The sequence below is a fragment of the Pseudooceanicola onchidii genome, from assembly GCF_004959925.1.
In the GTDB taxonomy this organism is placed as follows: domain Bacteria; phylum Pseudomonadota; class Alphaproteobacteria; order Rhodobacterales; family Rhodobacteraceae; genus Pseudooceanicola; species Pseudooceanicola onchidii.
On record NZ_SPUW01000001.1, the window covers coordinates 542,598 to 563,913 of the forward strand.

A 21,316-nucleotide genomic window follows, 5' to 3' on the forward strand; every position below is an offset into this window, starting at 1 on the left:
ACCTCCTGCCGAGCGGGCACCTTAAGCATGGGGTCTGTGAGTGCAATCGCATTTGAGGCACCCGGCTTATTGAGCCATCGGCGTCGCGTAAAGTGACGTTGCACGTGAGCGGAGCGTCCGCACAACGTCTGGACCTGCATGTCCGGGCCAGATCCGGATCTGATAAGTCATTGAAAAGATTGTGGAGGCGAGTACCGGAATCGAACCGGTGTACACGGATTTGCAATCCGCTGCGTCACCACTCCGCCAACTCGCCTCGGAACGGTTTGCGTGGCCTAGCCTATCTGCGGGCGGGCTGCAAGCCTCTACGCGCAGGGGAGGGGATGGGCAAATGGTCATCCAGCCGCGCGGGACTGTGCGCGGGACGTTGCCGGGGCGGGCAAGATATGTCAGAACCCCGATAGACACAGTTGCCGACGGACCCCAGCACCGATGACAGACTTCGCAGAGCGCCGCACGATGATGGTCGACACGCAGATCCGGCCCTCGGACGTGACCAAGTTTCCGATCATCGAAGCCATGCTGTCCGTCCCGCGCGAGGTCTTCGTGCCAGCCGATCGCCAGGAAGCCGCATATCTCGGCGACAATATCGAGCTTGGCCAGGGGCGCGTGCTGCTCGAACCGCGGACTTTTGCGAAGATCCTCGACGCCATCGACATCCAGCCGGATGAGCTGGTGCTCGATCTCGGTGCGGGCACGGGCTATTCTGCGGCGGTGCTGGCCCGGCTGGCCGAAGCGGTGATCGCGCAGGAGGAAGACGCGTCGCTGATAGCCGAGGCGCAGACCGCGCTGTCGGACGTGGGGGCCGACAACGTCGTGCTGCACGAAGCGCCGCTGATCGAAGGCGCGCCGGACATGGGGCCCTATGATGCCATTGTCGTCGAGGGCGCGGTGGAACACCTGCCCGAGACCATCACCGATCAGCTGAAGGAAGGCGGGCGGATCGCCGCTTTGTTCCTGGAAGGCCGGCTCGGCACCGTCCGGATCGGGTATCGTATCGACGGCCGGATCAACTGGCGGTTTTCGTTCAATGCTGGCGCGCCGGTGTTGCCGGGGTTCCGGCGGCACCAGGCCTTCAGCCTGTAGGCAAGGCCGAAGAACAGGGCATGGAAAAGAAGATGAGCAGAATGACCTTCTCGATGAAATCCGCAGCCATGGCCCTGGGCCTCGCCATCACCACGACATTCGCGGCCGGGGCCGTAAAGGCCGAAACGCTGGCAGATGCGCTGGCCTCGGCCTATGAACATTCCGGGTTGCTTGACCAGAACCGCGCGCTTCTTCGGGCGGCGGACGAAGGGGTGGCGCAGGCGCTGGCCGCGCTTCGCCCCGTCATCAGCTGGAGCGCGAACATGTCGCGCGACTTCGGCCGCAATGCGACGGCGGCCACGGCCTTCGTGCCCACGAATTCGGCCAGCAGCTCGGCTTCGCTCAGCCTGTCGGCCAGCCTTGTGGTCTATGACGGCGGGCAATCGGCGCTTGGGGTCGAGATCGCCAAGGAATCGGTGCTTGCCACCCGCGAAGGCCTGACCTCGATCGAACAGCAGGTGCTGCTGCGCGCCGCCAACGCCTATCTCAACGTCCGTCGTACGTCCGAATTCGTGGCGCTGCGGCAAAGCAACATGCGCCTGATCACCCAGGAACTGCGCGCGGCCCGCGACCGGTTCGAGGTGGGCGAGGTGACCCGCACCGATGTCTCGCTGGCCGAGGCGCGGCTGGCGGCCGCCCGGTCGAACCTGGCCGCGGCCCAGGGTGACCTGGCGCGGGCGCAGCTGGAATACCTTGCGGCGGTCGGTCACAAGCCCGGGCGCCTGTCGCCGTCGGGCGGGTTGAAGCGCCTGCCCAGCTCGCTTGAGGCGGCGGCCAACGCAGCCCTGCGGCAGCACCCGGACATGGCACAGGCGCGTCGCCAGGCCACCGTGGCCGACCTGCGGGTCGACCTGGCGGATCGGGCCCTTTATCCGACGGTTTCGCTGAACGGCCAGCTGACCAGGAACAATACGCTGAACAACCAGGCCTATGGCACCAACGGATCGATCGGGCTGTCCGGCCAGCAGACGATCTATGCGGGGGGGCGGCTCAGCTCTCTGCAGCGGCAGGCGATGCAGAATCGCGATGCCGCCCGGGCCAACCTGCACGTCGTGTCGCACACGATCCGTCAGAATGTTGGCAATGCGCTGGCCAACTGGCAGGTCGCCCGGTCTTCGATCCAGGCCTCGCAGGAACAGATCCGTGCCGCCCAGGTCGCCTTCCGCGGGGTGCGTGAAGAAGCCCAGCTGGGCGCCCGCACGACCCTGGATGTCCTGAACGCCGAACAGGAACTGCTCGACGCGCGGGCCAATCTGATTTCGGCACAGGTTGACGAAATCTCCGCAGGGTATACCCTGCTCGCCGCGATGGGAGAACTCACCGCACAGAAGCTGAAGCTCAAGGTCAGAATCTACGACCCCGCGGGCTATTACAATATGGTCAAGGATGCTCCGGCTGGCCTGAGCGAACAGGGCGCGAAACTGGATCGCGTGCTGCGTCGCATCGGGAATGATTAAAATCAGCCCTATCCATTGAGAAATTCCGCCCTTCGCGTTACCCTGCCGCGGAGGCAAGATCGGCTGGAACCTATGTCAGATTCTGTAACTAACGTGCAGATCGAAGATGTCCTGTCTTCTATCCGCAAACTCGTATCCGAAGAGGTGCGGGCCCAGACCCGTGAGGTCCCCGCGCCAGCGGTGCGGCCGGACCGTGCACAGGCCCGTGGCACGCAGGATCCTGCGCCGGACGACCGGCTGCTGCTGACGCCCGCACTGCGGGTCCAGCCTGACGCCGAGACCGGGCAGGATGACGCCGACGAAGCCCCGTTCACCCATGCCGAAGCCGAAACGGAAGAGGCCGATCTACTGGATCTGATGGCCCGCGTCCGCGCCGCCGGCGCCCGCCAGGCCGAGGTCGAGGCGCGCCGCCCCAAGGGCATCGCCGCCGTGGAACGCCCCAAGCCCAAGGAAGAGATGGGCCCGGCGACCGAGGCCGCGATCCGGTCCGCGCTCGTGGCGCTTGGGGGCGGAGACCGCGATGCCTTCGATCCGAAGGACGACACAGCCGACAGCCTTGCCGATGATCTCGCGCGGCTCGAAGCGGAAGACACGCTGGACTTCGCGGGCCGTGACGATCGCCTGAAACACGCACCGGACGACCATCACGACGACGCCGACGCAGACGCTTCGGACGACGCGACCGTGGCCGATGTGCCGCGCTTCCTGCACCGCAACGGCATCACCTCGCTCGGACAGCGCATCGCCGAGGTGGAATCCGTCGTCTCGACCAGCGGCGGCGAATGGGAACCCGAAGTCGGCGAGGAGGCAGAGGCCTCTCCGGTGCCGCAGGCCGGGGGTCTGCCCTGGGATGAGGCCGCGCCCGAAGAAGAAGCGCCGATGGCGTCCTTCGACGACTCGGCCTTTGACGAGGATGGATCGGACAGTGACGCAATGGCCGACGACGTTCTGGCCGAAGACGTGACGGCTGGCGACGACGACTGGTCGGTTGCGCCTGATCCCGTCGAACGTGACTTCCAGGAACGCCCCACGCCACGCCTGCACCTGACAGAGCCGCGTCGTGTCCCAGAGCCTGAAGATATCGTAAGCGCGGACGAGGACGAGGAAGAGGCCGTTGTCCTGGCGGTCGCCGACACGGATGCGGCAGAGGATATGACCTCTTTCGACGACGAAGACTTCGAAGAGGCCCCCTTCGCCGATCATACGGCCGACGAGGACGACCTGCCCGAGCTTGGCGCATACGGCGAGCTTCGGGTCGAGACGGACATCGCAGCCTTCCGCAAGGAACCGCCGCTGCGCGCCGCCCCCGACCCCAAGCCCGAACCTGTCGCAGCGGCGCCCGTCGAAGACATCGTGGACGAGGCCGAGGTAGGGTCGGACGTGGAAAGCTATGTCTACGAAGACCAGACGGCGCTGACCGAAGACACGACGCTCTTCGACGAAGAGATGCTGCGCGATCTGGTGTCGGAAATCGTCCGGCAAGAGCTTCAGGGCGCCCTGGGGGAACGCATCACCCGCAACGTCCGCAAGCTGGTGCGCCGCGAAATCCATCGCGCGCTGTCTGCGCAGGATCTGCACTAGGCGGGCGCTGCAACGGTTACGGAAAATGAGCAAACCCCGGGCATCTGGTCGGGGTTTTGCTTTACGTGATGCTTTAGTCGCGCACGACCTCGGCCAGATCCCATAGCCGATCCAGGTCGATGTGCGCCGTGACATGCGCGGCCAGCCGGTCCAGAACGGCATCGACATCGGCCTCGTAACTCAGCCCCGACGCGCCCCCCATGGCCGCAAGATCCACCGCCCGGAACGCGTCCGAGGCGTAGAGCCCATGCAGATAGCAGCCCCGCACCCGACCGTCGGCGCTGGCCGCGCCCTCTAGGCGGTCGCCGATCCGCAGCCAGGCGCGGTCGCAATCGGGCCCCGAGGTACGGCCTAGGTGGATCTCGTACCCGGTGACGTCCGTGCCGCTGTCGACATGCACCGCCTGCGTCTGCCGCACCGTCTTGGCGGCCTGCATCACGGTCTCGATCCGCAGCAGGCCCAGCCCGGGCGACCGCCCCGGTCGGCCCTCGATCCCGTCGGGATCGTCGATCCAGTCGCCCAGCATCTGGTATCCGCCACACAGGCCCAGCACGTGCCCGCCCCGCCGCACATGCGCCGCAAGATCCACGTCCCAGCCCTGCGCCCGGAAATGCGCCAGATCGGCGATGGTCGACTTGGACCCGGGGATCAGGACAAGGTTCGCGTCGCCGCACAGGGGGCGCCCGGCCTCGATGATCTCGACCGTCACGCCCGGTTCGGACGACAGAGGGTCAAGATCGTCGAAGTTCGCGATCCGGTTCAGCCGGGGCACCGCCACCTTGAAGGCGCCATTGCCTGGCCCGGACGCCAGATCCAGCACATCTTCCGCCGGCAGCCGCCAGGCGTCGTTGAACCACGGCACCAGTCCAAGCGGCTCCCACCCGGTGCGGTCCGCGATCGCGGTCATGCCGTCATCGAACAGCGACGGATCGCCCCGGAAGCGGTTGACCAGAAACCCCTTGATCCGTGCGGCATCGCCCGCGTCCAGCACCGCCTTGGTGCCGACCAGCTGCGCGATCACGCCGCCCCGGTCGATGTCACCCGCCAGCACAACCGGGACGCCTGCGGCTTCGGCAAAGCCCATGTTGGCCAGGTCGCCCGCGCGCAGGTTGATCTCGGCCGGGCTGCCCGCACCTTCGACGATGACCAGATCCGAGTCGGCGGCAAGGGTCCGAAAGCTGTCCACGATCGCCGCCATCAGCAGCGGCTTTTCCCGGGCGTAGTCACGGGCAGACAGGGTGGCGTGCCGCTGCCCCCGCAGGATCACCTGCGCGCCGACATCCGTTTCGGGCTTCAGCAACACCGGGTTCATATCGACCCGGGGCGCCACGCGGGCGGCGCGGGCCTGCAACGCCTGGGCGCGCCCGATCTCTCCGCCGTCCTCGGTCACCGCGGCGTTGTTCGACATGTTCTGCGGCTTGAAGGGGCGTACCCGCAGCCCGCGATCGGCAAAGGCGCGCGCCAGTCCGGCAACCAGCAGCGATTTCCCGACGTTCGACCCGGTCCCCTGAATCATGATTGCGCGTGCCATGTCGCCTCCGATGTCGCCTTCCTGACGTTCGCCGCACCCGAACACAAAAAAGCGCGCCCCGGAAGGGCGCGCTTTTTTAAAGTCCGTGGGACCAGATCAGGCGGCGTCGGCCTGTTCGGCGGCATGACGGCGCTCGCTCTCTTCACGCGACAGCGCGACAGAGGTGCGGACACCGCGACCAACGAATTCCATCAAACCATTCACGACCCGTTCGTTCGGGTCGATACCGGCACAGCTCAGCACTTCGCGGCCATCGCGCGAGCGAGCCCAACGTGCGATCTGTTCCGGGCCATTGCCGTACTTCTTGTCGTCGGCGATGGCATCGTCGAGGGCAGCAAGCACCACGGCGGCAAACAGTTTACGCGAGCGGTTTCCCTGCTCGTTATTGTATGCCGTTCCGTCAACGAAATCTTTCATAGTGCGACCTTTGTTATTGCTCTTGCAGTTCGGGCGTGTCGCCGTTTATGGCGAAATTGTGTCGATTCGGGTCCTCAACTTTTTCAACCCTGCCATGCGCGTGGTGCATGGCTCTGCAGTGCGATCCCCTTCGTTCCCATCCCTTGTCAGGAACAGGAGGTGCAGATATAGCACCGCCTTGATTACGATCAACCCGGATAGGCGGAAACTGGCATGCCAAAGATTAACGGAAACGAAATTCGACCCGGAAATGTTCTTGAGCACGACGGCGGCCTCTGGGCTGCGGTCAAGGTCGATCATGTGAAACCCGGCAAGGGCGGCGCCTTTGCCCAGGTCGAGATGAAGAACCTGCGCACCGGGTCCAAACTGAACGAACGCTTCCGGTCCGCCGACAAGGTCGAACGCGTGCGGCTGGAACAGAAGGACATGCAGTTCCTGTATGAAACCGACGGCATGCTGACCTTCATGGACACCGAAACCTTCGATCAGGTCGAACTGCCCGCCGACATCCTGGGCGAACGTCGTCCCTTCCTGCAGGACGGCATGACCATCCTTGTCGAATTCCACGAGGAAGAGGCGCTGAACGCGACCCTGCCGCAGAAGGTCACCTGCAAGATCGTCGAGACCGAGCCGGTCGTGAAGGGCCAGACGGCCGCCAACAGCTTCAAGCCCGCCGTGCTCGACAACGGTGTGCGCGTCATGGTGCCGCCCTTCGTCGGATCGGACGAGGACATCATCGTGAACACCGAGACGATGGAATATTCGGAACGCGCCTGAGCCGTTCCGCAAAGATCAGGGAAAAGCCGGGCCGATGGTTCGGCTTTTTCCGTTTCATGTCCGGCAAGACCGCAGGATCACCCCCGATCGATGACCTTTGCCGACCCGGCCACCATGCCGTCGCCCAGCCGATCGAACCGGACATAGGCCAGCGCCTTGTCCCCGGACTGGGTGAAAAGCGTGCCCACGGGCTTTCCGTCGCGCAGAATCTCGGTTCCCACGGGGGCCGTGCCGTCCAGACCCATCACGCGCAACCCCTTCCGCAGCTCGGTCTTGTGCTTCATCCGGGCGGCGATCTCCTGCCCGACATAGCAGCCCTTGCGGAAATCCACACCGTTCAGCCGTTCGAACCCGACCTCGAGGATATAGCTCTCGGGCCCCAGCTCGATGCCCGAGGCCGGAACCCCGGCCTGAACCCGAACCGCGTCCCAATCGGTGCCGTCATCGCCCCCCTCGGCACCATAAAGCCGCCAGCCAAGCGCGGGATGGCGGGGGTCAGCGACGGCACCCTCGGGCGCCTCGCCGGTGCCGCGCCGCACCTGCAGGTCGGTTTCGTCGATCTGCACGGCCGCGCGCAGGCGGTACATGGTCAGGCGCTGCAAAAGCCCCTTGGCCCAGATCGTGGCCACGTCGATCAGAATGGCGTCGCCCTCGGCCACCATGATGAAATCGGCGATCAGCTTGCCCTGCGGCGTCAAAAGCGCGGCATAGACCGGCCCCCGGTCCAGCCGCCCCACGTCGTTCGTGACGAGGTTCTGAAGGAAATCGCCCGCATCGGCTCCGGTGACGCGCAGCACGGTCCGGTCGGTTTCGGGATTAGGACTTGTCATGGCTCTGCTCTCCCCGCATGGGTTGTGGGCCAGATATAACACCGCAATCGCCCGACAAAACCCCGACCATGCGCGCCCCCGTCTCTGTCATCATCCCGACGCTGAACGCCGCGACCACATTGCCCGGCTGCGCCGCCGCGCTGATGGAGGGGTTGGACGCGGGCCTGATCCGCGAGGTCATCGTCAGCGACGGCGGATCGACCGACGCGACCCTGTCCGTCGCCGAAAGCATCGGGGCCGAGATCGTGACCGGCCCTGCGTCGCGCGGTGGCCAGCTGCGCCGCGGCTGTGCGGCGGGGCAGGGGGCCTGGTTGCTGATCCTGCATGCCGATACCCAGCTGGAACCCGGCTGGTCCGATGCGGTCGCCGACCACCTGTCGCACGGCACGCCCGCCACCTTCCGGCTCGCCTACGACGCCCGTGGCATGGGTCCGCGCGTTACGGCCGCCTGGGCGAACCTGCGCACGCGGATCCTCCGCTTGCCCTATGGCGATCAGGGGATGCTGATCCGGTCGGATATGCTCAAGGATCTCGGCGGTTATCCCGACATCGCGTTGATGGAGGACGTGGCCCTGGCGCGTCGCCTGCCGGCGCTGAACGTGCTGGACGCTACCGCCCGAACAAGCTTTGCCAGATACGCCGCGGAAGGCTGGCTGCGCCGAGGGGCACGGAACCTGATCCTTCTGCTGCGCTACCTGACCGGGTCCGACCCGCACGTTCTAGCGCAAGCTTATCGGCGGTCATCCCGTCGGTCTTGAACTGCAGGTCATGCAGCCGGGCGTAGAGCCCGCCGCGCGCCAGCAGATCCTCGTGCGGGCCTTCGTCGACGACCCGGCCGCGATCCATCACCACGATCTTGTCGGCCTCGCGCACAGTGGACAGGCGGTGCGCAATGACCACCACGGTGCGGCCATGCGACAGCCGGTCCAGCGCGTTCTGCACGACTTTCTCGGATTCCGCATCGAGGGCCGAGGTCGCTTCGTCCAGCAGCAGGATGGGCGTGTCACGCAGCAGCGCCCGCGCGATCGCCACCCGCTGTCGCTGACCGCCGGACAGGGCGGACCCGCGCGGACCGACAGGCGTGTCGAGGCCCGCGGGCAGCTTGTCGAGGAAATCGGCCACATGCGCGGCCTTCAACACCTCGTCCAGCTTTTCCTCGGACACATCCGTGCGCCCCAGCAGGATGTTCTCGCGCAGCGTTTCGTCAAACAGTGCCGCGTCCTGGCTGACGACCGAAATCAGCCCGCGCAGGTCTTCAAGCGCCATCTCGCGCACCGACACGCCGCCGATCTCGACCCGGCCCGCCTGCGGATCGACCAGACGCGCCAGCAGGTTGAACACCGTCGACTTGCCCGCCCCCGAGGCACCGACCAGCGCCGTCGTCTCGCCCGCCTTCGCTTCAAGCGTCAGACCGTGCAGCACCTGGGTGTCACCATAGCTCAGGTCCACGTCGCGCAACGCCACGCCGGGCATGCCCCGGGGCCCGGCGACCGGGTTGGCCGGGGACAGGATGGTGGGCTTCGCATCCATCAGCTCGCGCACCCGCTCCATCGCGGCGGCTGCGATCTGCCAGACGCCCGACACGGCGCCCAGACGGCGCAGCGGTTCAAAGGCAAAGCCGATGGCGGTGAAGAAGGCCATGAATTCGCCCACGGTCTTCTCGCCCGAGATGATTTCCTGCCCGCCGAAGATCAGGACGCCCAGGAACCCGATGCCCGCCATCGCGTCGATCAGCGCCGGGATCGCGGCGGTGCCGGTGATCGCACGGATTTCGGCCCGGACCAGATCCTGGGTCAGCGCGCCATAGCGGTCGGCCTGATAGCGTTCCAGCCGGTTCAGCTTGACCGGGACGATGCCGTGGAACACCTCGTCCAGCCGGGTGGCAAGCTTCGCCCCCAGATCCCGCGCCTCGCGCGACCGGCGGCGCACGAACCGCTGTACCACGACCGAAGGCAGCACCAGAAGCGGCGCACCGATCAGCGCCACCAGCGTCCAGCGCCAATCGACGGACACGGCCACGCTCATCAGGATCACAAGCGCGACGGCATCGCGCCCGGCGCCCGTCAGCACAGCGTTCCAGACATCGTTGATCGAACTGACGTCGCCCTGCACTCGCTGGATCAGGAAGCCCGGCGGATGGGTCTGGTGAAAGACCCCGTCCTGCCGCATCAGCCGCGACAGCAGATCGATCCGCATATCGGCCGAGGACCGCTGCGAAATCCGCGCCAGGATGACCTTTTGCATGATCGAGGCCAGCGCCCGGCCAAAGAAGATCCCCAGGATCGCGCCGCCGACCCAGCCAAGGGCACCGGTGTTGCCCTGGATGAAGACCTCGTCGAACATCGGCTTCATGATCCACGACAGCGCACCCAGCATCGAGCCTTCCAGCGCCATGAAGAACAGCGCCGCCAGCAGCAGCCAGATGTGCTTGTGCAGATAGCCGCGCCAGAGCCAGCGGATCAGGCTCAGCCCCTCGTCCGAGCGCGGAGAGGGCGCGCCGCTCATCGCCGCCCCCGCTGCGCTTCATAGGCGCGCTGAAGCTCCATGTGGTCGTATTCGGTGGCGATCCAGTCCTCGAACCCGATGCCGGTTTCGGCCTGCCGGGCGGCATAGACGTCGAGGATGTAGTCAAGGATGCCGGTCTTGCTCCACTTCAGGTGGACGTATTTGACCGACAGCATCCGGCGCGCCTCGGCCACGGGGCGGCCTTCGATCACCATCAGGTAGATCGCGCTGGCAAACCCGGCGCGGTCGGCGCCCGATTTGCAGTGCATGACAAAGGGTTTCTCGATCGTCCGGAAGGCCGTGATCACATCGAGGATATCCTGACGCGGCGCCGCGTGACGGGCCTGCAGGTTGCAGTCCACCAGCGTCAGGCCCAGTGCCGCACAGCTTTCCTGTTCGACAAGGTAATGCGCCGCCCCGCCGGCCCCCCGCAGGTTGAGGACCGATTTGATCCCCATGGCCTTCATCTTTTCGAACCGTTCGTGCGTCGGATGGTTCGATCTGTAGACGCCCGGCGCGATCGGGTAGAAGTTCGTCCAGATCTTGCGCAGCACGGCGTGGTCGAACCAGAGGTTGTAGATATGCGCCCGCCGCCGGTTTTCCGGCGTCGACAGATCGACATTGTAGGAGGCCCGCAGGTTGCGTTCCCATTCCTGTATCCGTGCGATCAGGCTCATGTCACCTCGGGTCAGTGTTACGGTTCGCCCCATTTAGGCGACCGGGCGGGGGCAGGCAAGCAAGCGTGGCGGAAACGACACGTCACGCCGGCACCCTTTGCGCCACATCGGCGGCGATGGCCTGCGCCTCAAGCCCGCTGGTGCGCAGCTGGCCGTCCGCGGTGGCGCGGAAGGAACAGAAGTAGAGGCCCGGCACCGACGTGGGCACGCCGCTGACCTTGGGTCGCCCCAGATGGTCCAGCGCCGCGCACGTGTCGCCCAGGATCGGCCGCAGGTCGACCGCATAGCCGGTGGCGGCGATCACCGCGTCGAACTCGGCCACCGTGCCGTCGCTGAAACAGACCTCGCGGCCCTCGACGGCGGCGACACCGGGCCGCGTCGCGATCAGCCCGTCGCGGATCGCGCCAAGGGTGCCGACGTCGATCAGCGGGATGCGCCCGTCCTCGGCCACCATGGTGGCGGGGCCTTTCGCGTAAGGGGTCAGACCGTAATCACCGGGCCGCCCGACGTACATCCGCAGGACTGGCGCGGTCAGCCGGTCGGCCATGCGGGGCCCCAGCACTTTCGACAACGTCCCGAACGAGGTGATGGGCTGTCCCAGGATTTCCTTCGGCAGGATCTGCACCGGCCCGCGCACCGACAGCGCCACCGTCACCCCCGCCCGCGCCAGATCAAGCGATATGTCGCCCCCCGAATTGCCGAAGCCCACGACCAGGACGCGCTGTCCGGCGAAGGCCGCGGGGTTGCGGTAGTCCGACGAATGCAGCACCGGTCCGTCAAAGGCCCCGGCCCAGTCCGGCAGGCGCGGGGTGCCGTTCAACCCGGTGCAGACGACCAGCGCCTCGGCCTCCTCCTCGCCGCCGGTGTGGCTGACGCGCCAGATCGCGCCGTCGTGCCGGGCGCCGGTCACCTCGCAGCCCAATTTCGGGGCAAGTCCCTTGGCGCGGGCATAGTCTTCGAGATAAGTGATCACCTCGGCCCGGTCGGGGTACCGGCTGGCCGTCGCGGGAAAGGGCATCCCCGGCAGGCCCGACCGCCCCCGTACGGTGTGCAGCCGCAGGCAATCGTAATGCCCCCTCCAGGACGCCCCGATACTGTCTGCACGCTCAAGTATGATGGGCGTGACGCCCGCATCCTTCAGGCAGGCGGCTACGGCCAGCCCGGTCGGACCGGCGCCGATCACGATGGTTCTTGTCACTGCTCGATCTCCTCTTCCCGGACAAAGAGTCACATCCGCCGCCCGATCATGTCAATCCGTGCACAAAGCCGTAACGAGAATTCATGAGACCCCGGATTGACCCCGCCGGTACCGCCGCTAACACTTTGCCAATTCACGATCCGACAGGTGCCAGATGACCCTAGCCGCAGGCCGCCCCTACCTTGCCATTCCCGGACCTTCCGTCATGCCCGACGCCGTGCTGGCGGCCATGCACCAGCCCGCGCCGAACATCTACGAAGGTGACATCGTCGCGATGATGCAGGGCATGGTGCCCGACCTGAAGAAGGTCGCGATGACCGAGGCCAAGGTTGCGATCTACATCGCCAACGGCCACGGCGCATGGGAGGCATCGCTGTCCAACATCGCGGCCGAGGGCGACAAGGTCCTGGTCTGCGTCACCGGGCGCTTTGGCCACGGCTGGGCAGACATGGCCGAAGGGCTGGGGATCATCGCCGACAAGATCGACTTCGGCACCAAGGACGGCATCGACGCCGCGCGGCTGGAAGAGGCCCTGCGCGCCGACACCGCACATGAATACAAGGCGGTCCTGTTCAGCCACGTCGACACCGCGACCTCGCTTCTGAACGATCCGCGCCCGCTGCGCGCCGCGATGGATGCCGCCGGGCATCCCGCACTGCTGATGGCCGATTGCATCGCCTCCATGGGGTGCGAGGAATTTCGCATGGATGCCTGGGGCGTCGACATCGCCGTGACCGGCAGCCAGAAGGGCCTGATGGTGCCGCCGGGCCTGTCGTTCGTCTTTGTCAGCCCCAAGGCCGAAGCGGCCCGCAAGGCCATGACCCGCGTGTCGCGCTACTGGGACTGGACCAACCGGATCGATCCGGCTGCCTTCTACCAGTTCTTCGGCGGCACCGCCCCGACGCATCACCTGTTCGGGCTGCGGGCCTCGCTCGACATCCTGCACGCCGAGGGGATGGAGCAGGTCTGGAAACGCCACGACACGCTGGCCCGCGCGATCTGGGCCGCCTGCGAGGCCTGGGGCGCCGACAACGGCGCGCTGCGGATGAACGTGGCGGACCCTGCTAAGCGCAGCCATGCGGTCACCGCACTTGGCCTTGGCCAGCGCAACGGCGCGGCGCTGCGGCAGTGGGTGGCGCAAAGCGCCGGCGTGACGCTTGGCATCGGGCTGGGCATGGAAACCAAGGAAGATCCCAAGGGCGAAGGCTTTTTCCGGATCGGTCACATGGGCCACCTGAACGCGCACATGGTGCTGGGGATGCTTGGCACGCTCGAAGCAGGGATGCAGGCGATCGGCGTCCATCATGGCCCCGGCGCGCTGGAAGCGGCGGCCCGCATCATCGCCAAGGCCTAACGTCGCAGCCGGTCGATCCCGAGGTTCAGAAGCCAGCCGGTGGCCATCACCGCCGGCAGGCCGAACAGCGCCCAGATCACGCCGAAGATCCACAGCAGGTTCACCAGCCCCATGACAAGCGCGGGGGTGGTGTAATCGGGGGCAGCGGGGCGGGTGTCTCTCATCATGCGGTCCGGGCAGGTCTTCCGGAAAGATAGCATGACACCTGCGCCGGCCCACTGCCGGGCGGTCGAATTTTTCCGGGCCGCGCGTCCGGCGCCGCCGGGCTAGACCGCCGTGCGTGCCTCTGCCAACGCGGCGGGCAGCTCTGCCTCAAGCACCGCCAGATCCTCGGCCCGGCCACAGCTGATCCGGATGCAGCGATCCTCGGGCGCGACGAAGGGCATCCGCACGAAGACGCCGCGCGCACCAAGCGCCTTGACCACCGCCCGCGCCAGATCGCCGGTGCCGCCGCAGTCGACCGTCACGAAATTCGTGGCCGAGGGCAGGGCGGTCAACCCGTTGGCCGCCGCGATCCGGGTGATCCCGGCCCGTGCGGTTTCGACCTGCGCCAGCACTTGGGCGAGGTAATCCTGATCCTCCAGCGCCGCCAGCGCGGCGATCTGTGCCGACCGGTTCATGCCGAAGTGGTTGCGGATCTTCTCGAACGACCGGATCAGCGGCGCGGCCCCGATGGCATAGCCGACCCGCGCGCCGGCCAGCCCGTAGGCCTTTGAAAAGGTGCGCATCCGGATCACCCGGTCGTCGGTCACGTCCAGCGGCAGCACCGCGTCGTCGGGTGCGAATTCGCCGTAGGCCTCGTCCAGCACCATCAGCGTGCCGTCGCCCAGGGCGTCCAGCGCCGCCGCGATCTCGGCCCCGGACCAGTAGCTGCCCATGGGGTTGTCCGGGTTCGCCAGGTAGACCAGCTTGGCGCCGGCCTCCGTCGCCCGTGCGACCAGCGCAGGCAGATCCTCGCGATCGTCGCGAAACGGCAGCATGTCCAGCACGCCGCCATGGCCGACCACGTGATAGTTGAACGTCGGATAGGCCCCGGCCGAGGTCACGACCGTATCGCCCGGCTCGACCACCAACCGCACCAGATAGCCCAGCAGGCCGTCGATGCCTTCGCCGACCACGATGTTGTCCGGCCCGACCCCGTGATGTGCCGCCAGCGCATGGCGCAGGTCATGGCTGGTGCTGTCGCCGTATTTCCAGATCTCGGCATCCGCGTCGCGCATCGCCGCCAACGCCTTCGGGCTGGGACCAAACACGGATTCATTCGCGCCAAGCCGCGCGGCAAAGGGCGCCCCACGGTCGCGTTCCTGCGTCTCGGGCCCGACGAAGGGCACGGTCGCGGGCAGGCTGTCGACAAGCTTGGTGTAACGCGGCGGCATGATGCATCTCCCTATCCTCGGGCGGAGATAACCTTGCCGCAGGTCGCGACGCAAGGTCGGGTCTGGTCAGGGCCGCAGGGGCGATGCACACTCCGCCCGAACCCGAGGGAGGACCGAAATGAGCCGAGTAACCACCGAAATCCGCGACCACGTCGCCCATGTCACGCTGACCCGCGCCGACAAGATGAACGCCGTCGACCCCGACATGGCCGAGGCCATCGTCGCGGCGGGCGAAGCGCTGATCGGCAATGATGACATCCGCGCCGTGCTTCTCTCGGCCGAGGGCCGGGCCTTCTGCGCGGGGCTTGATGTGGCGTCCTTCGGCAAGCACGCCTCGGGCGGGGATCAGACCGACCGCATCGTCGCCCGGACCCACGGCAACGCCAACCTCATGCAGCAGGTCGCCATGGTCTGGCGCCGCGTGCCGGTGCCGGTGATCGCCGCCGTTCAGGGCGTGGCCTTCGGCGCGGGCTTCCAGCTGGCGCTTGGCGCGGACGTGCGCATCGCCGCGCCCGGCACCAAGTTCGCGGTGATGGAGGCCAAGTGGGGCCTTGTGCCCGACATGGGCGGCATGGTCCTGATGCCGACGCTGATGCGGTCCGACGTGATCCGCCTGATGACCTACACTGCCGAACCGGTCAGCGCCGAAAAGGGCCTCGACTGGGGCTTCGTAACCGAGATCGCCGAAGACCCGCATGCCCGCGCGCTCGAGATCGTGACGAACATCGCCGACAAGTCGCCCTCGGGCACACGGCTGGCCAAGGCACTGATCGAGGTCGCGGAAAGCGGCGCGTCCGAAGATGACGTGCTGATGGCGGAATCGGTCGAACAGGCCAAGCTGATCGGCGGTGCGCACCAGATCGAGATCGTGTCGGCCAACATGGCCGGTCGCAAACCCGCATTCTGACCGCGGCGCCGAGGGCGGATCGTGAGGTCAGCTGACGGCACCGGACGTAATTACCAAAGGGCCGCCCGGACGGAGCGGCCCTTCCGCTTTGGGCCAAGTGAAACGGGCCGCCAACGGGGCGGACCGCAGCCCCGGGCCCCTCTCCGAATAATCGCTTTACTTGACCTGCGATCTATAGCTGGCTCGACGGACGCGACATTTCCGAAAGGTATTATCTTGGAATTTCACGTCTGGCTTGCCTTCGCCTCCGCCTCCATTGCCCTTCTGCTGATACCGGGGCCGACCGTTCTTCTGGTGCTGAGCTATGCCATCAGTCAGGGCCGACGGGTCGCACTTGCGACAGTTGCTGGCGTCGCGCTTGGTGATCTTGTCGCCATGTCGGCGTCGCTGGCCGGGCTTGGTGCCTTGGTCCTTGCGTCGTCCAAGCTGTTCATCCTGTTGAAATGGATCGGCGCCGTCTACCTCGTCTATCTCGGGATCAAGCTGTTTCGAAGCGCGCCCAGTGCGTCCCTCGGGGCGCTGGACGACGCGCCCGTGACCTCGCCCCGCAAGGTTTTCGCGCATTCCGCGGCGGTCACGGCGCTCAACCCCAAGTCCATCGTGTTTTTCATCGCCTTTGTCCCGCAGTTCATCAATCCGGACGCCGCGTTGGCGCCGCAGTTCGCGGTGCTGGTCGCAACCTTCGTCGGCTTTGCCGCGATCAACGCGCTGGCCTTTGCCCTGCTGGCCGACAAGTTGCGCCAGAAGATCGCGCGGCCGTCGGTGCTGCCCTTTCTGACACGGATGGGCGGCGGTGCCCTTGTGGCCATGGGGGTCGCGACCGCCACGCTCCGCCGGTCCTGAACGCCCGCGCACCACAAAAGCAAAAAGCCGCCCCGGATAGAGCGGCCTTTCGTTGTTGTGCACAGTTGGCAAAAAAACGTGCCGATCTTGCCGAGGTATGTCGGCTTCGAGCCCTTTTTTGCCTTCAAGAACTAATCTACACACTGGAAGAATGAAGCGCTTGCAGTACCAGATTAGTTCGAATGCCTTTCGCGACAGTTTGTCGGTAGAGTTGATCGACGCTGATGGAGATATCCTTGCCGAGATTTCGCGCCTCGACGGACTTAATCAATTGAAATTAAATACATTTAACAACGATATCGATCTGGCTGTCCTTGAGGAGTTCATTCTTTACGCGCGGGAAAATTTAGAGTGTTTCGAAGACGGTTCGCCGCTGTCGGAGGCGCGGACTACTCAGTATATCTCGCATCGCTGAGCGGCAGCGTTGTCCGCGGACCCGCCTCTCCCAATACGCACGATCGGAAACTCCGACTGATTTCTGAGAAGCCGCCCGAAAGAACATACATCAATTCATGCAAAAGGCCGCCCCGGAAGGAGCGGCCTTTTCGATTTGATGAACGGAGGCCTCAGCCGACCGCGCGTTCCTCGGGGCGGAAGTTGATGCGGTCGGATACGGCGAACTGACCGGCGGCAACCTTGCGCAGCTTGCCTTCGCGCAGCAGGCGGCCGAAGTGGCGCAGACCGTCCTCGCGGGAGAACTCGTCTTCCAGTGCCTGACGCGCTTTCACCATCAGCTGCGGACGCGTGAACTGTTCCCGGCCCTCGACGAAGGCGAGGTAGGAGGCAGCAGCTTCCAGCAGGTCGGGCAGGCTGGCGGCACCGACGCGTTCGGCGAATTCGTTGAACGACGCGGCATTGGCAGCGGCAGCGCGGGCGTGGGCCTCGGCATCTGCGGCCTCGTCCGACGCGGGAAGCTTTTCACCCCGGGCCAGATCGGCCATCCGCACGCGGCGGGGGCGGACCGGGCCGGCATCGGCCGTGGGCAGGTCGACGCGCTGTTCGGCCACCAGCTTCAGCGGAGCGGGGCGGTCTTCGGCGCGCCGCGAGGGCGTGTCGCCCCGGCTGACCGGACGGCGCGGGCGCACCACCTGGGCCAGGTCGTCGCGATAGACATCCGCCACTTCGCGTTCGTCATCCTTTGCCACGCCCCCGGCCTGTTTTTCGGCCTTGGTCGCGGCGACGGCGGCCCGCAGGTGGGCGATGGCAGATCGGCGGCGGGTGCTGTCGCTGTCGCCCAGCTGGTTGTCCGTCTCCTTCATGATGCGGTCCATGTCGTCGTCGGCACCGCGAAGCAGGCGACGGCGCGGATTGACCGCCTCTTGTGCCGGGGCGTCGTCGTCGTCGAAGGCCGCATCGTCGGTGTCGTCTTCGGCGACGGTTTCGTCCTCCGCGTCATCCTCGGCGGTGTCGTCCATGTCCCAGGACATGTCGTCGTCCTGGTCATCTTCGTCGTCGCTGTCGTCGGCGAAGGACAGGTCGTCTTCGTCGTCGTCCTCGGCGTAGGTCTCCTCGGTGGTCTCCGCGACCTCAACATCGGACCCGAGGGCGATTTCCTGCTCAAGCGCCTGAAGCTCGTTCTGCAGCTCGGCCTCGTCTTCGGGGCTGAGCGAGCTTTCACCGCGCCGGATCGCATCGGGGACCTCGGGTTCATCGTCTTCCTCGATCGCGCCATCGGCGACCGCAGCCTCGAAGTCACGGCGCTTGACCTTCAGAACCCGGGCAACAGGACGTGCGGCAGGCGCAGCCGGGGCTTCGGCAACCGGTTCCTCGTCCAGGTCTTCTTCAAGATCCTCGTCGAGATCTTCGAATTCCCCGCCGTGGTCGTCGGCGTTGAAGGCGAAGTCATCCTCGGCGTCGTCATTCGCGTCGTCGTCTTCGTCGGCGGCAAAGAAGCTCTCTTCGTCGAAGGCCTCCTCTTCGGCGTCAACCTCGGCGGCGATGTTCGCAAGCGCCATGGCGTCGTCCGCGTCCAGATCGTCCTCGACGGCCTCCGGGGTGCGGCCTTCACGTTCGGCCAGCTCGGCAGCAATGGCGGCGCGGGTGGCGGCGGCATCGGATTCGGCGGTGTCTTCGATCAGGTCGGTCTCGAAGGCGCGGGCCAGATCTTCGGCCACGGCATTGGTGTCGCCACCTTCGGCATGCTGATCCTCGGAATATCCGTTCGGCACGTCGGTCTTGCCGGTCTTGGCCACGACGCCGCGGATGCGGGCCAGCTTGGCCGCGACCGAATTCTGGTCAGGGTGCGGCGCGGGCTCAGGCGTCTTGGGGGTCACGCGGGTCGGGCGGCTGGCCGAAACCTGAACGCGGGGCCGGTTCGGCTGCACCCGGCGGGCGGCTTCGGGCTTGGCGCGACGGGTGACGACGGCGGACTTGTTCTGGGCCAGGACCGGACGGGCGACCGGAGCTTCGGGCGCTTCGGCTTCGGGCTCGGCTGCTTCGGGCTCGGGGGTCTCTTCGGCGACCGGATCAGCCTCCGCGACCGGTTCGCCCTCGGGCTCGTCCTCGGCGATGACCTCTTCGGTGATGGTCGGTTCGGCGTCAGGGTCCGCGGCGGGCTCTTCCGCGCGCTCTGCCTCTTCGACCGCGACCTCGGCCTCTTCGGTTTCGGCCTCCGGCTCTTCGGCGTCCTCGATCTCGGGCGTGGGGGCCTTTGTGGGGGCGTTCAGCGCAGCGGTTTCCTGACGCAGCACGATCCCGCTTTCATCCTGACGGGCTTCAACCCGGCGCGACGCGGTGCGGCTGGCCAGGCGGGCCAGCATGTCGGCATCGGGGGTCGGAGGTTCCGCGCCGAAAAAGCGATCATCCGCCGCAAGATCCCGGAAATATTCGGCAATCGCCTTCATCGTCGTGAAGGCGTCATCGAAGCCCTCCAGCGTGCAGGAGAACGTCCCGTAGGACACGGTGAGGATTTTATTAGACTCTGCCACGATATATCTCGCTTCTTGTCACGTGCCGCGCTTGGTGGGACTGCTCTTTTTCCACCTCTGTCAGCCAGACCATGAGGCCCAGAACGTTCGAATCTAAGGAATGGGTCGTTTCATTTTGTGACAATTTCATGGTGCCTGTCCACTTTGGCCCGGATATGAGGACAATCGCCAAGGTACCGGAAGGGCAGGATAAGGCCGCATGACTGAAGAAATCGTGATCTCGGACAGCCCGGTGCTGCTGCTGGGCGGTGCGGATCGCGGCGGCGCGCTGCGACAGCTGACGACCCTGCGCCACGATCTGCCGCTGGATCGGATGCCGGTCGTCGCCGCGGACGGTGGCGCCGGGCTGGCCCGGGCGGCAGGTCTGCCGCTGACGGCCGTGATCGGGGACTTCGACAGCCTGACCGACGAGGATCGCGCCGCCATCGACCCCGCCGTGCTGCATCACACGCCCGATCAGCTGACCACCGATTTCGACAAGGCCCTGTCCGAGATCCGCGCGCCGCTGGTCTTCGGCGTGGGCTTCACTGGCGGGCGGCTGGACCACCAGCTGGCGGTGATGACTGGGCTGACCCTGCAACCCGATCGGCGTTGTATCGTGATCGGGGACGAGGACATCACCTGCCTTTGCCCGCCCGACCTGACGCTGGACCTGACGCCGGGCGACCGGCTGTCGCTTTATCCGATGGCCGAGGTTGGCGGGCGGTCCGAAGGGCTGGACTGGCCGATCGACGGGCTGCGCCTGCGGCCGGACGGACGTGTCGGAACCTCGAACCGGGTCAGCGACGGGCAGATCCGGCTGCAGATCGACGCGCCGCGCATGCTACTTATATTGCCGCGCCCGGCCCTCCGCCCGCTGCTTGCGGGGCTGTCACTGTCTGACGCGCGATGGCCCGTTCGCGCAGGATGATGTAAAGCCCCGCCGCCATCGTCACCCCGATGCCAAGCGCCGCAAGACCATTCGGCAGATCGCGGAAGATCAGGAAGCCGATCACGGTGGCAAAGGGGATCTCGAGGTACTGCATAGGGGCCAGCGTGGCCGAAGGCGCGTAGCGCAGCGACCACGTCATCAGCAGGTGGCCGAACGAACCCAGCACCCCCAGCACAAGGTACAGCGGCCAGGCGCCCGAGGGGATGGGCGCGGGCGACAGCGGCCCCTGCCAGATCAGCCCCGCCACGGCGAAGGGGGCCAGAATGAGGACCGCCATGCCGCCGCTGACACCCTGCATCGCGATCGGATCGACCGACTTCGCGACAGCCCGCGTCACCAGCATGAAGAAGGCAAAGGTCAGCGCCACCCCGACGGGAAGCAGGGCGGGCCAGCCGACCTCGGCAAAGCTGGGCTGGATCACCAGCAGCGTGCCGACAAACCCGACCGCACAGGCGGCCAGGCGACGCCAGCCGACTTCCTCGTTCATCAGGCCCCATCCCAACAGCAGCAGGATGAAGGGCATGACAAAGGCGATGGCGATGGTCTCGGCCAGTGGCAGGAACCTGAGCGAGGTGAACATGAAGGCCACCCCCGCGATGTGAAAGACCGTACGCGCCAGCACCAGCCATGTTGTGCGTGTCGGCATCCGCAACGGCCGACCGGTGGCCGCCGCCAGCGGGATCAGGAACAGGGCCTGCATCGCGAAACGCAACAACAGGACCTGGAAGACCGGCTGCGCATAGGCCGCCTGGCCCAGCACCTTGGCCGTCGCGTCCGAGATCGGGGCGATCAGGCAGAAGGCGGCCATCAGGGCGATGCCAAGAAGCGGGCGGTCGGCAGTCATCGGGTGTCCTTCGGGTGATCGGCGTCCGGCGACCGAACCACGCCACCACCCCCCGGGCAAGCGATACACCTGTAA

The 21,316-nt window shown here is 66.4% G+C and carries 19 protein-coding genes, 1 tRNA gene and 1 pseudogene; 10 read left to right on the plus strand and 11 right to left on the minus strand.

Features of this window, described 5'->3' with window-relative positions:
* Window positions 1-182 precede the first annotated feature (182 nt).
* A tRNA-Cys gene (locus tag E4S58_RS02645) sits at window positions 183-256 on the minus strand.
* A gap of 176 nt (window positions 257-432) precedes the next feature.
* On the opposite strand from E4S58_RS02645, the gene E4S58_RS02650 reads away from it, so the two are divergent.
* The 3 genes from E4S58_RS02650 (at window position 433) to E4S58_RS02660 (ending at window position 4,124) form a co-directional block, all read left to right on the plus strand.
* On the plus strand, window positions 433-1,086 hold the full coding sequence (locus E4S58_RS02650; protein ID WP_136634766.1) for a protein-L-isoaspartate O-methyltransferase family protein: 654 nt from the start codon (window positions 433-435) through the stop codon (window positions 1,084-1,086).
* A gap of 32 nt (window positions 1,087-1,118) precedes the next feature.
* Window positions 1,119-2,543 (plus strand): TolC family outer membrane protein, encoded by a 1,425-nt coding sequence (locus tag E4S58_RS02655; RefSeq protein ID WP_136634767.1) that lies wholly within the window; start codon window positions 1,119-1,121, stop codon window positions 2,541-2,543.
* A 72-nt stretch (window positions 2,544-2,615) separates the two neighbouring features.
* Window positions 2,616-4,124 carry a hypothetical protein gene (locus E4S58_RS02660; protein WP_136634768.1) on the plus strand — a complete coding sequence of 503 codons (1,509 nt, stop codon included), beginning with the start codon at window positions 2,616-2,618 and terminating at the stop codon, window positions 4,122-4,124.
* A gap of 73 nt (window positions 4,125-4,197) precedes the next feature.
* On the opposite strand, the gene E4S58_RS02665 is transcribed toward E4S58_RS02660, so the two are convergent.
* Together E4S58_RS02665 and E4S58_RS02670 are read right to left on the minus strand one after the other, a co-directional pair.
* Window positions 4,198-5,655 carry a cobyric acid synthase gene (locus tag E4S58_RS02665; RefSeq protein WP_136634769.1) on the minus strand — a complete coding sequence of 486 codons (1,458 nt, stop codon included), beginning with the start codon at window positions 5,653-5,655 and terminating at the stop codon, window positions 4,198-4,200.
* Between the two features lie 96 nt (window positions 5,656-5,751).
* Window positions 5,752-6,072 carry a DUF6280 family protein gene (locus E4S58_RS02670; protein ID WP_136634770.1) on the minus strand — a complete coding sequence of 107 codons (321 nt, stop codon included), beginning with the start codon at window positions 6,070-6,072 and terminating at the stop codon, window positions 5,752-5,754.
* 213 nt (window positions 6,073-6,285) lie between these two features.
* On the opposite strand from E4S58_RS02670, the gene efp reads away from it, so the two are divergent.
* Window positions 6,286-6,849, plus strand: a complete 564-nt coding sequence (gene efp / locus E4S58_RS02675) for an elongation factor P (RefSeq protein ID WP_136634771.1) — start codon at window positions 6,286-6,288, stop codon at window positions 6,847-6,849.
* A 77-nt stretch (window positions 6,850-6,926) separates the two neighbouring features.
* Here efp and ygfZ read toward each other — a convergent pair whose 3' ends face one another.
* Complete coding sequence (ygfZ, locus tag E4S58_RS02680) at window positions 6,927-7,679, minus strand: CAF17-like 4Fe-4S cluster assembly/insertion protein YgfZ (protein WP_136634772.1); 753 nt, start codon at window positions 7,677-7,679, stop codon at window positions 6,927-6,929.
* A 68-nt stretch (window positions 7,680-7,747) separates the two neighbouring features.
* Between ygfZ and E4S58_RS17995 the strand changes: the two are divergent.
* Window positions 7,748-8,062, plus strand: a pseudogene (locus tag E4S58_RS17995) (glycosyltransferase); the annotation flags it as partial.
* 226 nt (window positions 8,063-8,288) lie between these two features.
* Here E4S58_RS17995 and E4S58_RS02690 read toward each other — a convergent pair.
* From E4S58_RS02690 to E4S58_RS02700, 3 genes are all read right to left on the minus strand, one after another.
* Complete coding sequence (locus E4S58_RS02690) at window positions 8,289-10,184, minus strand: ABC transporter ATP-binding protein (protein ID WP_240789439.1); 1,896 nt, start codon at window positions 10,182-10,184, stop codon at window positions 8,289-8,291.
* Window positions 10,181-10,861 carry a phosphatase domain-containing putative toxin gene (locus E4S58_RS02695; protein WP_136634774.1) on the minus strand — a complete coding sequence of 227 codons (681 nt, stop codon included), beginning with the start codon at window positions 10,859-10,861 and terminating at the stop codon, window positions 10,181-10,183. The genes E4S58_RS02690 and E4S58_RS02695 overlap by 4 nt, the downstream gene beginning before the upstream one ends.
* An 82-nt stretch (window positions 10,862-10,943) precedes the next feature.
* On the minus strand, window positions 10,944-12,059 hold the full coding sequence (locus tag E4S58_RS02700) for a flavin-containing monooxygenase (protein ID WP_169052582.1): 1,116 nt from the start codon (window positions 12,057-12,059) through the stop codon (window positions 10,944-10,946).
* 154 nt (window positions 12,060-12,213) lie between these two features.
* Between E4S58_RS02700 and E4S58_RS02705 the strand changes: the two genes are divergently transcribed.
* A complete protein-coding gene (locus E4S58_RS02705) occupies window positions 12,214-13,413 on the plus strand; it encodes a pyridoxal-phosphate-dependent aminotransferase family protein (protein WP_136634776.1) in 1,200 nt (399 codons plus the stop codon).
* On the opposite strand, the gene E4S58_RS17830 is transcribed toward E4S58_RS02705, so the two are convergent.
* Both E4S58_RS17830 and E4S58_RS02710 read right to left on the minus strand, forming a co-directional pair.
* Complete coding sequence (locus E4S58_RS17830; protein ID WP_169052583.1) at window positions 13,410-13,577, minus strand: hypothetical protein; 168 nt, start codon at window positions 13,575-13,577, stop codon at window positions 13,410-13,412. The two genes, E4S58_RS02705 and E4S58_RS17830, sit on opposite strands and share 4 nt — an antisense overlap.
* Window positions 13,578-13,679: 102 nt before the next feature.
* A complete protein-coding gene (locus tag E4S58_RS02710; RefSeq protein ID WP_136635800.1) occupies window positions 13,680-14,792 on the minus strand; it encodes a pyridoxal phosphate-dependent aminotransferase in 1,113 nt (370 codons plus the stop codon).
* Between the two features lie 115 nt (window positions 14,793-14,907).
* On the opposite strand from E4S58_RS02710, the gene E4S58_RS02715 reads away from it, so the two are divergent.
* The 3 genes from E4S58_RS02715 (at window position 14,908) to E4S58_RS02725 (ending at window position 16,954) form a co-directional block, all read left to right on the plus strand.
* A complete protein-coding gene (locus E4S58_RS02715; protein ID WP_136634777.1) occupies window positions 14,908-15,696 on the plus strand; it encodes a crotonase/enoyl-CoA hydratase family protein in 789 nt (262 codons plus the stop codon).
* Between the two features lie 216 nt (window positions 15,697-15,912).
* Window positions 15,913-16,539, plus strand: a complete 627-nt coding sequence (locus tag E4S58_RS02720) for a LysE family translocator (RefSeq protein WP_136634778.1) — start codon at window positions 15,913-15,915, stop codon at window positions 16,537-16,539.
* A gap of 160 nt (window positions 16,540-16,699) precedes the next feature.
* Window positions 16,700-16,954 (plus strand): hypothetical protein, encoded by a 255-nt coding sequence (locus E4S58_RS02725; protein ID WP_169052584.1) that lies wholly within the window; start codon window positions 16,700-16,702, stop codon window positions 16,952-16,954.
* A 151-nt stretch (window positions 16,955-17,105) separates the two neighbouring features.
* Here the strand turns inward: E4S58_RS02725 and E4S58_RS02730 are convergent, their stop codons facing one another.
* Window positions 17,106-19,466, minus strand: coding sequence for a chemotaxis protein CheA (locus E4S58_RS02730; protein WP_136634780.1), 2,361 nt, complete (start codon window positions 19,464-19,466; stop codon window positions 17,106-17,108).
* A gap of 199 nt (window positions 19,467-19,665) precedes the next feature.
* Between E4S58_RS02730 and E4S58_RS02735 the strand changes: the two genes are divergently transcribed.
* The gene (locus tag E4S58_RS02735) at window positions 19,666-20,376 is read left to right on the plus strand and encodes a thiamine diphosphokinase (protein ID WP_136634781.1); all 711 of its coding nucleotides are present in this window, start codon (window positions 19,666-19,668) and stop codon (window positions 20,374-20,376) included.
* Here E4S58_RS02735 and E4S58_RS02740 read toward each other — a convergent pair.
* Entirely contained in the window at window positions 20,294-21,241 is a 948-nt protein-coding gene (locus E4S58_RS02740) for a DMT family transporter (RefSeq protein WP_136634782.1), read from the minus strand. The genes E4S58_RS02735 and E4S58_RS02740 overlap by 83 nt on opposite strands.
* Between the last annotated feature and the right edge of the window lie 75 nt (window positions 21,242-21,316).